Origin of the sequence: Micromonospora phytophila (assembly GCF_023656545.1) — a bacterium.
Classification (GTDB): Bacteria; Actinomycetota; Actinomycetes; order Mycobacteriales; family Micromonosporaceae; genus Micromonospora; species Micromonospora phytophila.
In genome coordinates this window covers 1-13,022 of sequence record NZ_JAMOKF010000133.1, presented here as the reverse complement: position 1 = coordinate 13,022, position 13,022 = coordinate 1, and the positions used below count along the sequence as shown (strand labels likewise).

Annotated in this window: 9 protein-coding genes and 2 pseudogenes; 5 read left to right on the top strand and 6 right to left on the bottom strand. The window is 73.2% G+C overall.

Annotated elements, in window-relative coordinates; translation table 11 throughout:
• A partial coding sequence (gene secA / locus NCC78_RS17100; RefSeq protein ID WP_250795590.1) for a preprotein translocase subunit SecA occupies positions 1–2,700 on the bottom strand: 2,700 nt, incomplete at its 3' end.
• 160 nt (positions 2,701–2,860) lie between these two features.
• On the opposite strand from secA, the gene NCC78_RS17095 reads away from it, so the two are divergent.
• On the top strand, positions 2,861–4,024 hold the full coding sequence (locus NCC78_RS17095) for a GNAT family N-acetyltransferase (RefSeq protein WP_250795589.1): 1,164 nt from the start codon (positions 2,861–2,863) through the stop codon (positions 4,022–4,024).
• The gene (locus tag NCC78_RS17090) at positions 4,021–5,133 is read left to right on the top strand and encodes a GNAT family N-acetyltransferase (RefSeq protein ID WP_250795587.1); all 1,113 of its coding nucleotides are present in this window, start codon (positions 4,021–4,023) and stop codon (positions 5,131–5,133) included. Before NCC78_RS17095 ends, NCC78_RS17090 begins: the two co-directional genes overlap by 4 nt.
• Before the next feature lie 117 nt (positions 5,134–5,250).
• Here NCC78_RS17090 and hpf read toward each other — a convergent pair whose 3' ends face one another.
• From hpf to mtrA, 5 genes and pseudogenes are all read right to left on the bottom strand, one after another.
• Positions 5,251–5,889 carry a ribosome hibernation-promoting factor, HPF/YfiA family gene (hpf, locus tag NCC78_RS17085; protein WP_250795586.1) on the bottom strand — a complete coding sequence of 213 codons (639 nt, stop codon included), beginning with the start codon at positions 5,887–5,889 and terminating at the stop codon, positions 5,251–5,253.
• Positions 5,890–6,137: 248 nt separating this feature from the next.
• Positions 6,138–6,794: pseudogene (locus NCC78_RS17080) on the bottom strand (ComF family protein).
• 47 nt (positions 6,795–6,841) lie between these two features.
• Positions 6,842–8,644 (bottom strand): LpqB family beta-propeller domain-containing protein, encoded by a 1,803-nt coding sequence (locus NCC78_RS17075; RefSeq protein WP_372495147.1) that lies wholly within the window; start codon positions 8,642–8,644, stop codon positions 6,842–6,844.
• A complete protein-coding gene (mtrB, locus tag NCC78_RS17070) occupies positions 8,641–10,422 on the bottom strand; it encodes an MtrAB system histidine kinase MtrB (RefSeq protein ID WP_250795585.1) in 1,782 nt (593 codons plus the stop codon). The genes NCC78_RS17075 and mtrB overlap by 4 nt, the downstream gene beginning before the upstream one ends.
• 12 nt (positions 10,423–10,434) lie before the next feature.
• Positions 10,435–11,124, bottom strand: a complete 690-nt coding sequence (gene mtrA, locus NCC78_RS17065; RefSeq protein WP_250795584.1) for an MtrAB system response regulator MtrA — start codon at positions 11,122–11,124, stop codon at positions 10,435–10,437.
• A 202-nt stretch (positions 11,125–11,326) separates the two neighbouring features.
• Between mtrA and NCC78_RS17060 the strand changes: the two genes are divergently transcribed.
• The 3 genes and pseudogenes from NCC78_RS17060 to NCC78_RS17050 form a co-directional block, all read left to right on the top strand.
• The gene (locus NCC78_RS17060; protein WP_250795582.1) at positions 11,327–12,169 is read left to right on the top strand and encodes a hypothetical protein; all 843 of its coding nucleotides are present in this window, start codon (positions 11,327–11,329) and stop codon (positions 12,167–12,169) included.
• Positions 12,166–12,759, top strand: a complete 594-nt coding sequence (locus NCC78_RS17055; protein ID WP_250795581.1) for a DUF4129 domain-containing protein — start codon at positions 12,166–12,168, stop codon at positions 12,757–12,759. Before NCC78_RS17060 ends, NCC78_RS17055 begins: the two co-directional genes overlap by 4 nt.
• A pseudogene (locus NCC78_RS17050) lies at positions 12,756–13,022 on the top strand (DUF4350 domain-containing protein); the annotation flags it as partial. The gene NCC78_RS17055 and the pseudogene NCC78_RS17050, both read left to right, overlap by 4 nt.

Genomic DNA, 13,022 nt, shown 5'->3' with positions numbered 1-13,022 from the left:
CCTGCCGACGCCGAGGGCCGGCGCCTGCTGGTCGGCGCGCTCGACGGCCACCGCGCCGGCACCCGCCTCGCCGTCGATGGTCGGCGCGGAGTACTGCAGGCCCTGCTGCTGCGGCGCCCGGGCCAGGCCCTTGGCCCGGATCTCGACCGGCTTGTCGAGCAGCTTGACCTCCTCGGCCGCCGGCTCGGGCTCCTGGACCTGCACCTCCAGGTTGTAGAGGAAGCCGACCGTCTCCTCCTTGATGCCGTCCATCATGGTGGCGAACATGTCGAAGCCCTCGCGCTGGTATTCCACCACCGGGTCGCGCTGGGCGTACGCCCGCAGGTTGATGCCCTCCTGCAGGTAGTCCATCTCGTAGAGGTGCTCACGCCACTTGCGGTCGATGACCTGGAGCAGCACCATCCGCTCCAACTGGCGTACGCCCTCGGTGCCGAGCTGCTCCTCGCGCCGGTCGTACGCGGCGTTCGCGTCCTCCTTGAGGCGGGCGAGCAGGAAGTCGGCGTCGATGCCGCCCCGGGAGCCGCCGGCCTCCTCCTCCAGCTCCTCGATCGTGATGCCGACCGGGTAGAGCTGCTTGAGGCTGGACCAGAGCTGCTCGAGGTCCCAGTCCTCGCCGTAGCCCTCGGAGGTGGCCCCCCGCACGTACGCCTCGATGACGTCGTCGATCATGTTGCGGACCTGGTCGGAGAGGTCCTCGCCGTTGAGCACCCGCAGCCGCTCGGCGTAGATCACCTGGCGCTGCTTGTTGAGCACCTCGTCGTACTTCAGGACGTTCTTGCGGATCTCGGCGTTCTGGCCCTCGATCTGGGCCTGCGCGCTCTTGATCTGGCGGGTGACCATCTTCGACTCGATGGGCACGTCCTCCGGGATGTTGAAGCGGTCCATGACCGCCTCGACCGCCCCGGAGCGGAACCGCTTCATCAGCTCGTCCTGCAGTGACAGGTAGAACCGGGACTCGCCCGGGTCACCCTGCCGGCCGGAACGACCACGCAGCTGGTTGTCGATGCGGCGGGACTCGTGCCGCTCGGTGCCCAGCACGTAGAGACCGCCGACCTCGGCGACCTCGTCGGCCTCGGCGTCACAGGCCTGCTTCCACTTGGGCAGGACCTCCTCCATCGCCTTGGCGTACTCCTCCTCGTTCTCGACCGGGTCGAGACCGCGCTGGCGCAGCTCGTTCGCGGCGAGGAACTCGGGGTTGCCGCCGAGCAGGATGTCGGTGCCGCGGCCGGCCATGTTGGTGGCGACGGTGACCGCGCCCCGGCGCCCGGCCTGGGCGACGATCTCGGCCTCCCGGGCGTGGAACTTGGCGTTCAGCACGGAGTGCGGGATGCCCCGGCGGCGCAGCAACTGGGAGAGGATCTCGGAATTCTCCACCGAGACAGTGCCGACCAGCACCGGCTGACCCTGCTGGTGGCGCTCGGCGATGTCCTCCACCACGGCGTTGAACTTGGCCTTCTCGGTCTTGTAGATCACGTCCGGGCGGTCCTGCCGGACCATCGGCCGGTGCGTGGGGATGGTCACCACGCCGACCTTGTAGACCTTGTTGAACTCGCTCGCCTCGGTCTGCGCGGTACCGGTCATGCCCGAGAGCTTCTCGTAGAGGCGGAAGTAGTTCTGGAGGGTGATGGTGGCCAGGGTCTGGTTCTCCTGCTTGATCTCCACCCCCTCCTTGGCCTCGATCGCCTGGTGCATGCCCTCGTTGTAGCGGCGGCCGTGCAGGATGCGGCCGGTGAACTCGTCGACGATCAGGACCTCGCCGTCGCTGACGATGTAGTCCTTGTCGCGCTTGTAGAGCTCCTTGGCCTTGATCGCGTTGTTGAGGTAACCCACCAGCGGGGTGTTGACCGACTCGTAGAGGTTGTCGATGCCGAGCCGGTCCTCGACCTTGGCCACACCGCGCTCGGTGACCGCGATGGTGCGCTTGGCGTAGTCGACCTCGTAGTCGCCCTCGCCGTCCTTGCCGGGCTGGAGCCGGGCCACCACGCCGGCGAACTCGCCGTACCAGCGGGCGGAGTGCTCGGCCGGGCCGGAGATGATCAGCGGCGTGCGGGCCTCGTCGATCAGGATCGAGTCGACCTCGTCGACCACGGCGAAGTTGTGGCCGCGCTGGACCAGCTCGTCCTTGGACCAGGCCATGTTGTCGCGCAGGTAGTCGAAGCCGAACTCGTTGTTGGTGCCGTAGGTGATGTCGCACTCATAGGCGGCCCGGTGCTCGACGGCGGGCCGGTTGGGCAGCACCACACCGACGGTGAGACCGAGGAACTCGTGCACCCGGCCCATCCAGGCGGCGTCACGCTGCGCCAGGTAGTCGTTGACGGTGATGACGTGCACGCCCTTGCCGGAGAGGGCGTTGAGGTAGACCGCCATGACCGAGGTCAGGGTCTTGCCCTCACCGGTCTTCATCTCGGCGATGTTGCCGAAGTGCAGCGCCGCGCCGCCCATCACCTGGACGTCGTACGGACGCTGGCCGAGCACCCGCGCGGCCGCCTCCCGAGCCACCGCGAACGCCTCCGGCAGCAGGTCGTCGAGGGTCTCGCCGTCGGCCAACCGCTCCCGGAACTGGTCGGTCATGCCGCGCAGTTCCTCGTCGGTGAGGTTGACGTAGTCGTCCTCGATCGAGTTGACGGCGGCGGCGATGGCCTTGAGCCGGCGCACCATGCGGCCCTCGCCCGCGTTAAGGACCTTTTCCAGAATCGACACGGATCAACGCTCCCCTAGACAGTCTCGAACCATCGTAGGCGCTCCATCGGCGCGATGGTCACTGGTGGCGGCGGTCCGACCCGGCGAAACCGACATAACGCGCTCGGCGCCCAGCGGCTCGCCCTATTCCGGTTACGCCGTCCGCGAACGATCCGGCACGATGGCTCGGGTGGAGCCTGTGGAGATCATCGAGGACGGCCTGCTGCTGCGACCCTGGCAGGCGACCGACGCGGAAGCGGTGCACCGGGCGTGCCAGGACCCGGACATCCAGCGCTGGACCACCGTACCGCGCCCGTACCTGCCCGAACACGCGCACCGGTTCGTCACGGAGATCTCCCGGCGAGACTGGGAACAAGGCACCGGTGCGCCGTTCGCGGTCTGTGACGCCGCCACCGGGGACCTGCTCGGCTCGTGCGGCCTGGTCACCATCGACCCCGGCCACGGCAGCGGCGAGATCGGCTACTGGACCGCGCCCTGGGCCCGGGGCGCGGGCGTCACCGTCCGGGCCGCCCGGGCGGTCGCCCGCTGGGCCTTCGACGCGCTCACGCTGCGCCGACTGACCTGGCAGGCCGAGGTGGGCAACCACGCCTCCCGGCTGGTCGCCCTCCGGGCCGGTTTCCGGGTCTCCGGACGGCTCCGGCTCGCCGACCCGACGCCCGGGGGCGGCCAGGAGGGGTGGATCGGCTCCCTGCTCCCCGGCGAGGTGCCGGCGCCCGGCGCCGACGGGCCGGCCGGGCCGGGCACCCTGGAAGCGCGCCGCGCCGCCGTCTTCGGTCGGCCTCAACCCACCCTCTTCGCCACCGCGGGCGCCGGCGAGCTGCGGCTGCGCCCGATGGAGGAACGCGACCTGAACGCCGTGGTGGAGACCTGCCGGGAGGCGGAGACCATCCGGTGGACGACGGTCCCGGACCCCTACGACCGCTCTGACGCCGAGGCGTACCTGGGGATCATCCGGGACGGCTGGGCCGCAGGCGCCAGCGCCTCCTTCGTGATCACCGACCCGGAGGACCGGTACGCGGGCTCGGTCGACCTGCGGATCTCCCCCGCCGACCCGTTGACGGGCGACGTCGGGTTCATGACCGCGCCGGCGTACCGGGGCCGGGGATACATGCCGGCCGCGTTGACCACGCTGAGCGCCTGGGGCTTCAGTACGCTCGGCCTGGCCCGGATCGAGTGGCGGGCCAACGTCGGCAACACCGCCTCCCGCCGGGTCGCCGAGAAGGCCGGCTTCGCCTTCGAGGGCACCGCCCGCGGCGGGGTCTCCCACCGTGGTGAGCGGTCGGACGTCTGGGTCGCCGCGCTGCTCGCCGAGGACCTGATGTGACGCCTCCGGAGGTGATCGAGTCCGACCGGATCCGGCTGCGGCAGTTCCGCCCCGACGACGTCGCCGACCTGGCCGCCGGCTGTGACGATCCGCTGAACCTGCGGTTCAACCCCGGCATGCCGCAGCCGTACACCGAGGCCGACGCCCACTGGTGGATCACCGAGGGCGCCCCGGCCGCCCGGGCCGGCGGCGGGGCCGCGTTCGCCGTCGCCGACCGCGCCACCGACCGGCTGGTCGGCGGCGCGGGCCTCAGCCAGGTCGTCATCCCGCGCCGGCAGGCGGAGGTCGGCTACTGGGTCGCGCCGTGGGCACGCGGACGGGGTGTCGCCACCGGCGCCGCCCGCGCCCTGGCCGACGCCGCCCTCGGGGGCGGCTTCGAGCGGCTCGAACTGCTGACCCACGCGGAGAACCCGGCGAGCCAGCGGGTGGCGCTCGCCGCCGGCTTCCGCCACGAGGGGGTACGCCGGGCCGCCGGCCAGGTCCGCGGCGGCGGCCGGACGGACCTGACCGCCTGGGTACGCCTCGCCGACGACCCCCCGGGACCGGCGCCCCGGCTCCTGCCCGACCTGCCCGAGGGCCGGCTCACCGACGGCGTGGTGACCCTGCGCCCGCTCGGCCCCGACGACGTCGACCTGATGTTCGGCCTGCACACCCGGCCGGAGGTGGTGGCGAACCAGGCGCCACCGGTGCCGCCGACCCGGGGCGCGATCGAGCGGCGCTGCCGGCTGGCCGAGAGCGGGTGGCTGACCGGGGCCATCGCGCGCCTGCTCATCCTCGACGCGGCGGGCGGGGAGCCGGCGGGCAGCTGCGGGCTGTCGTACTCCGACCCGGCGGCCGGCGAGGGAAGCGTCGGCTACGCGCTGCTGCCGGCCTGGCGGGGCCGCGGGTACGCCACCCGGGCGGTCCGGCTGCTGGCGGGCTGGGCGTTCGGGGCGGCCGGGATGGCGCGGCTGGTCGCCGGCACCATGCCGGACAACACCGCCTCGCACCGGGTGCTGGAGAACGTCGGCTTCCGCCGGGAGGGGCTGCTGCGCGGCCGGCTGCCGGGGCTCGACGGCACCCGGATCGACGACCTGGTCTTCGGGCTGCTTCCCGAGGAGCTGCGCTGACCCGGCGGCGGACGCCCGGGACGGTGCCGACAGGATCGGACGCCTCGGCTGACGGCCCGCGGACGCCGGACGGCGGCCGTGGTGGCGACGTGACGTCGTCACCACGGCCGACCGGGATCAGATGGCGAGGGAGATGATTCCGTAGTCGTAGGCGTGCCGCCGGTAGACGACGCTCGGCCGGCCGGACTCCTTGTCCTGGAACAGGTAGAAGTCGTGGCCGACGAGTTCCATCTGGAACAGCGCGTCGTCGATGGTCATCGGCTCGGCGGGGTGCACCTTCTCCCGCGCGATGTGCCAGGGCTGGTCGTCGTGCTCCTCCTCGATCCGTTCCGCGACGGCGGTGGCGGCGCCGCCGCGCGCGTCGACGGGTGCCGCCAGAGGGGTGGCGCCGAGGTCGGCGACCGGCAGATTGGCGGTGGCGGCGGCGACGGAGAGGGGTGCGTGCCGGCCCCGGTGGACGCGGCGGCGGTCGGCCGCCCGGCGCAACCGGGTGTCGAGCTTGGCGATGGCGGCGTCGAGGGCGCTGTAGAAGTCGTTCGTGCAGGCCTCGGCGCGGATCACCGGGCCGCGGGAAACGCAGGTTATCTCGACCCGCTGGCAGTGGTCCGCCTGACGCGGATTCCGCTCGTGAAACAGCTCGACATCGACACGAATAAGTTTGTGGTCGTAGCGTTCGATCTTCGCGAGTTTCTCAGCTACGTGCACCCGGTAATGGTCCGGCACTTCGACGTTTCGGCCCTTGACCACGATGTCCACGTGACCTCCCTAGTTCGGACGGTCGTTCGATCCGGTTTCCCGGTCGCGCCCCTGGGGAAGTTCCCGCTCGGCGTCGACCGGTCAGTACGGCTACGCCTCCTTTCACCGCCGGGGGCGGGTGGAACGACCTCCTACCCCCGACACGAAAACGCTAACGCCTGTTCGGCCGGCAGTCACCCCCGGTTGCGAATACGGGCCGGGAATTTTCACAGCTCGTACACCAACGGGTGAAACGGAAACACGAACGGTTACGACCGGTGCCGTTTCTCGGTCGCGGCGAGCACGGCGGCCACCGCCGGTGACAGCCCGGTCGCGGTCAGCACCCGGGCCACCGCAGCGAGGGTGGACGGTGGTGAGGATGTCGTCGAGCAGCACCACGGCTGTCCCGGCCGGGACCGGAGCCACCCGGGAGCGGGCCCGGAACGCCGCCTGGGCCGCCGCCGCCCGGCCCGCGCTGTCCAGCGTCACCGAGTCGGGACGGGGCAGGGCGCGCAGCGGTCACCGCACTATCACCGGCCAACCCGCCCGGCGCAGGCGGCCCGCGCAGTGCCGGGTCAGCCGCCCCAGGTGGTCGCCGTACCGAACCCGGGCGGCCGCGGCGGTGTCCGGCACCGGCACCGCGCCACCGGACGCACCCCGCCGACCGCCGCCACCACCTCGGCGAGCAGCACACCCAGCGGGCGGGCCAGCCCGTGCCGGCCGTGGTCCTTGTACGCCACCAGCACCTCGCGCAGCGGGCCGGCGTACGGGCCGAGGGCGACGCAGGGCGGCAGGTCGGGCGGGGCGGGAGTGGGCCGCGCCGCCCGGGGCCGCAGCTCGTGCAGCGCCACCACGCACCCGGGGCAGACCCCGTGCCGCAGCCCCGGCCGGCGGTCCCGGCAGCCGGCGCAGTCGGCGGGCAGCACCAGGTCGGTGAGGTCCGCCCAGAGCCCGCCGAGGTCCCGCACCGGGATCAGTAGAGGAAGAAGGGGGCGGTCGGGTTGCCGGCCCGCACTCCGTCCGGCGGCGTGTCGACCCCCTGCACCTGTTCCCGCTGGATCCGCTCGACCGGGCTGCTCCGGTACGACACCCCGTTCGCCTCGAACATGGCCACGCCGAGCGGTGCCACCGGGGGGCTCGCCGGGTAGGCGGCGAGGTGGGTCACCCGGGCGCCGATGTTCTCGTCCAGCCGGGTCTCCCGGGCGCCGTCCACGCTCATCTCGTAGACCGCCGGGCGGCCGACCGAACCGGCGAGGATCAGGCTGTTCTCGCCGTACCAGTCGACGGCCGAGAGGTTGGTCAGCGACGTGGCCAGCCGACGGGCCGGTCCGGGGGTGACCCCGCCGCCATCGGGGCTCAGCGCGACCACGTACAGCGAGCCACCGGCGATGACGGCGAGCCGGTGCCCGTCCAGCGACGCGGCCACCGCGGTCACCGGTGCGGGCACGCCCAGCGCCACGGGGGCCAACTGCGCGCGGGCGTCGAACCGGTACAGGTTGCCGTCCGCGACCACCAGCCCGACCGGCTGGCGCGCATCGGCCGAGCGCAGCCAGACGGGGCGGCTCATCGCCCCGTAGCCCCGGCCGGGGCTGCGGGTGAAGATCGTCACCGGGTCGACGCCGGTGCCGACGGAGAGGTGCTGGCGGCGGCCGGGACCGGTGACCACCAGCGCGGCCAGGATCTCCTCGCCCGCCCGGCTGAAACCGGCCGACACGACGTCCTTGTTCGCCTTCGCCACCACCGGCACCGGGCCGACCGGTTCGCCGGCGTACTCCAGCGGGTGGACCGTGCCCTCGTAGACGCAGAACCGCTGGGGGCTCTGGGTGATCTGGTGTATCGGGCGGGCCGCCCGGTGCGCCTCCAGGTCCGGGATGACCGTCCGGGACTGATTGCGGATCTTCAACTCGAGCTGCCCGTCGAGGTCCGTCAGCGACCAGGCGAGCTGGGCGCCGAGCTGCTCCAGCTGGACCTTGTCGTCCGGCATCTCCAGGTTGACCTCCCAGCGACCGTCGGTCCGGGTCGCGTTGTTGATCAGCCGGGTGTTGCCGGGCAGGCCGCTGACCGCGTTGTCCAACCAGGCGGAGGGGCCGTCGGTGAGCCACCTGACCACCTCGCTGACCCGCCGCTCGTCGGGCACCGCGAGCGGCAGGTAGCGCTGGTCCGGGACCAACCGGGTGCGGTCGGCGTTCCAGAAGTAGACCGTCCGGCTCTGGTAGTAGGCGTCCAGGGCCTCGACGCTGAGCAGCAGCACGTTCGGCGGCTCGGCGACGAACAGGCCGGCGTCCGGCTTGCCCTCCTGCCCGGCCGGACTGCGCAGCTCGAACTGGTATTTCGGGGTGCTGATCTCGGGCGGGGCCAGCACTCCGTCGGCACGCAACTGCCCGACGTGCTGGACGTTGAGGGTGACCGACGTGGTCTCCGGGCCGGGGATGATCACCGGCGCCTCGGTCAACCGGACCACGGTCAGCGCGATCTCGCTGTTCTGCTTCTCCTGCAGTCGGCCGCGGTACGCGGGGTCGATGAAATTCCGGACCCGTTCGTAGGCCTTGCCCGGTTCGCCCGCCGCCGCGGAGAGGAAGTTTTGGACGAACTCCTCCCGGCTGCCGCTGGAGGTACGGGTCGGCGGCACGCCCCGGCTGCCGCTGGTCGAGCCCCCCTCCGCGGCCGGGCCCGGCCCGTCCACCCGGACCTCGGAGTTCTCCGGGATGCCGCAGCCGGCGACGCCACCGAGCAGGAGCGCCCCGCCGAGCACCCCGACGAGCAGGCCACGCCTCACGATCCGACCTCCGCGCGTCCGCCGCTCCCGGCCGGACCGACGGCCAGCGCCCCGTCGGTGCCCGGGCCGATCGCCAGTGCGCCGTCGGTGCCCGGACCGATGGCGAGCAGGCCGCCGGCGCGGGGGCCGCCGAAGGGCAGCGCGGCGTCGGCCGGCACCAGCCGCAGCGGGGACGTGGTCAGCCGGTCGCCGGCCCGGGCCGGCAGGGTCAGCCGGAACTGGGCGCCCTGCCCCGGCGCTCCCCACGCCTCCAGCCAGCCGCCGTGCAGCCGGGCGTCCTCCAGGCTGATGGACAGGCCCAGCCCGGTGCCGCCGGTCTGCCGGGCGCGGGACGGGTCGGCCCGCCAGAACCGGTTGAACACCAGCTTCTCCTCGCCCGGCTTGAGCCCCACCCCGTGGTCGCGGACGGTGATCGCGACGGCCGTCTCGTCCATGCCCAGTGTGATCACCACCGGCTTGGCCTCGCCGTGCTCCACCGCGTTGCCCACCAGGTTGCGCAGCACCCGCTCGACCCGGCGCGGATCCACCTCGGCGATCACCGGGGCGGTCGGCACGTCCAGGTCGATGGTCACCCCGGCCCGCTCCGCCAGCCCGGCCAGCCGGTCGGCCACCCGGTGCACCACCGGCACCAGGTCGGTCGGCTCGGCGTCGAGCGCGGCGAAGCCGGCGTCGAAGCGGCTGATCTCCAGCAGGTCGGTGAGCAGCTCCTCGAAGCGGTCCAGCTCGGCCTGGAGCAGCTCGGCGCTGCGCGCCACCGCGGGCTCGAACTCGTCCCGCTCGGCGAAGATCAGGTCGGCGGCCATCCGGACCGTGGTCAACGGCGTCCGCAGCTCGTGCGACACGTCCGAGGTGAAGCGGCGTTGCAGGCGCGACATCTCCTCCAACCGGAGGATCTGCCGTTGCAGGTTGGTCGCCATCTGGTTGAACGACGCCGCGAGCAGCGCCAGGTCGTCCTCCCCGTTGACCACCATCCGCTGGTCGAGCAGCCCCGCGGAGAGCCGCTGGGCCGTCCGGGCGGCCACCCGGACCGGGGTCACGACCAGCCGGGTGACCAGGGCGGCGAGCAGGCCGAGCAGGAGCACCAGGGCGGCGCCGGTGGCGACCACGGTGGCCCGGGCGTCGGCGGCGGTGGTGTCCTGCCGGGTCAGCGGTACGAGGTAGTAGAGCTCCACCTGCCCGAACCGGGTCGGCACCGGTGAGCCGTACACCAGGTACTTGGTGCGCTCCCCGCCCAACCGCCCGGTGCGGATCTGGCTGGCGACCTCGCCACCGGCGACCGTGCCGCGCAGCTCTCGGCTGATCAACGGCCGGACGTCGACCGCCGGGGAGGTGCGCGACTGGATCGTGCCGGCGTGGTTGTCGGCGGTCAGCGCCACCACCACCCCGGTGGTCTGCTGCGGGTCACCGCCGGCGAGGTAGTTGACCGTGCCGTCGATGGTCTCCTGGAGCTGGGCCTCCTGCGGCTGGTTGAAGAGGCCGAACTGCTTCGCCGCGTACGCCGCGCCGCTGTCCAGCCGCACCCGCACGTCGGTCTCGGCGTTCTCCAGCAGGATGTTGGTGATCTTGTCGGCGATGAGGTAGGCGAAACCGCCCACCAGCAGGCTCGACGCGACCAGTGTGATGGTCACCACCCGCACCTGCAACGACCGGCGCCAGGTCTGGTGCAGGCAGGCGAGCAGGCGCGCGGACCGCCCGCTCAGCCCGCGCCACAGCTCCCACGCGGCGCCACGCCGGCGGGGAACTGCTGTCGGAAGGTCCGGGATCGGAGAGGTGGCCACAGTGCGACCAGGCTATCCGGTGCCCGCCTTGTAGCCCACGCCCCGCACGGTGAGGATGATTTCCGGCCGCTCCGGATCCGGTTCGATCTTGGCGCGCAGCCGCTGCACGTGCACGTTGACCAGGCGGGTGTCGGCCGCGTGCCGGTAGCCCCAGACCTGCTCCAGCAGCACCTCGCGGGTGAAGACCTGACGCGGCTTGCGGGCCAGGGCGACCAGCAGGTCGAACTCCAGCGGCGTCAGCTTCACCTCCTCGTCGTTGCGGCTGACGGTGTGCGCCGGCACGTCGATGGTGATCTGGTTGCCGGGCGGCCCGATGGATAGCGTCTCGGGGGCGACGTCCTCGCCCCGGCGCAGCCGCGCCCGCATCCGGGCGACCAGTTCCTTGGGCTTGAACGGCTTGACCACGTAGTCGTCGGCCCCGGACTCCAGGCCGAGGACCACGTCGACCGTGTCGCTCTTCGCGGTCAGCATGACGATCGGCACGCCGGACTCGGTCCGGATCGACCGGGCCACGTCGATGCCGCTCATGCCGGGCAGCATCAGGTCGAGCAGGACGATGTCGGGTCGGTTCTCGCGGAACGCGGCCAGGGCCCGCTCCCCGTCGGCGACGAAGGAGGGCATGAAGCCCTCGCTGCGCAGGACGATGCCGAGCATCTCGGCGAGCGCGGGGTCGTCGTCGACCACCAGTACCCGGGCTCTCATGGGGTTAATGTTTCCATCCCGTTCAGTTCGATGGGTTCCGCGTCACCCGGCACGCTACTGCCGCGAGACGCCACGGCCCAGCAACCGACGCCCCGACGTCGCCGCCCCGGCGTGCGGGTCCACCCGATCGGACCCCGCGTGTCACCATGATCCCTGCGTGCGCCCTCACGCGCCACCGTCGCCCGTTTTTCCAGGAGTACGCGTGCCCGACGCCGGCCCGACCGCCGTGCTCCCGCGCCGCCCGCTCACCGTGGGCGAGCTGCTCGACTCGGCGGTCCTGCTGCTGCGCGGCCAGGCCCGGGTGCTGGTCCCGGTCGCCCTCGTCCTGGCCGTGGGCGAGCAACTCCTGCTGTACCCGCTCCGGCTCGCCGCCGGCGCCGGCCCGCCGGTCTGGTTCCTCGAGTACGGGCGGTTCGCCGAGTACTGGGTGCTGCTGGCGGTCGGCGCGGCGATCGAAGCGATGATCATCATGGTGCTCGGCAACCCGGCCGCCCGGGCCGCCGGCGCCACGCTGTTCGACCGCGCGGTCGGCGTACGCGAGCTGCTCCGCCCCGCCGGGGCGCGGTGGGGCGCCACCCTGCTGCTCACCGCGCTGGTCGGCGGGCTGATGTTCGCCGCCGCGCTCCTCGGCCCGGCCTGGGTCGTCGGCTTCGCCCTGCTCGGCGCCGTCGCGCCGGCGCTGGTCGTCGACCGGGTGCACCCGCTGCGCGCCCCGCTGCGCTCCGCCGCGCTGGCCGTACGCGGCGGCGGCCGGGCCGGCTGGATCCGGCTGCTCGGCTACCTGGCCTGGTGGATCGTCCGACTCGGCCTCGGCCTCGGCGTCTACGCCGGGCTGAACGCGCTCGACCTGGTCGACCGGGACTGGGCGGCCTGGCTCTCCCTGGCCATCTGGGCGGGCGTCAACGGCGTCGCCTACCCGGCGCTGGCCTGCCTGGACGCGGTGCTGCACCTGGAGACCCGGATGCGCACCGAGGGGCTGGACATCCTGCTCTCCCGGGCACGGCCGGGCACCGGCGAGACCGTCCTGCTGGCGGCCGGGCGGTGAGCTTCAGCCGATGGTGGACCGAAACCACCGCGACGCTCGGCGATCACGTGCCGCTGCCGCTGGCGGCACTGCTGCTCGTCGCCGGGGCGGCGCTGGTCGCCGCCGCCTGGTACACCTTCCCCGCCTGGGTGCCCCGCCGGCTCCCCCGCCTGCGGCTGCCCCGGCTCCGGTTGCCGCGCCGACGCCGCCGACCCCGCCCGGCGGACGCACCGGCGCCCGTCGTACCGGCGCCCCGCGACGGAGAGGAGGAACTCCCCGCCGCCGTCCACCTCTCCCTCGCCGACCGGCTGGCGGCCGAGGGCCGGTACGCCGAGGCGGTCCGGGAGCGGCTGCGCGCCATGATCCGGGAACTGGTCGTCCGGCGGCTGGTCCAGCCGCAGCCGGGGATGACGGTCCTCGAGGTGGTGAGCGCCGCGACCGGTGCCCGCCCGCAGGTCGGCCCGCCGCTGAGCGCCGCCGGGGCGATCTTCTCCGAGCTCTGGTATGGCCGGCGTCCCGCCTCGGCGGAGCACGACCGGCGGATGCGGGAGCACGCCGCCGACCTCGACCGGGTGCTGACCGACCGGCCCGGGGACGGGACACGACCGTGAGCGCGACCGCCACCGCCGCCCCGACCACCCCGCGCGCCGCCGACACCCCCCGGCGGCGGCGTCGCCGGCACCGGCTGCTGATCCCGCTGGGCCTGGCGGCGCTGCTGCTCACCACCACCCTGGTCACCCACGCGGTCGACCAGCCCGACCCCGGCGACCGGGGGTTCCTCTCCCCCGTCGCCACCTCCGACGACGGCGGCAGCCGGCTCGCCGCGGCGCTGCGCGAGCGGGGCGTCACCGTGCAGCGGGAGACGGACACCCTG

Coding starts and splice junctions, on each gene's coding strand:
- NCC78_RS17095 (WP_250795589.1), top strand. CDS start 2,861: ATGGCTCGGGTGGAGCCTGTGGAGATCATCGAGGACGGCCTGCTGCTG.
- mtrA (WP_250795584.1), bottom strand. CDS start 11,124: ATGAGAGCCCGGGTACTGGTGGTCGACGACGACCCCGCGCTCGCCGAG.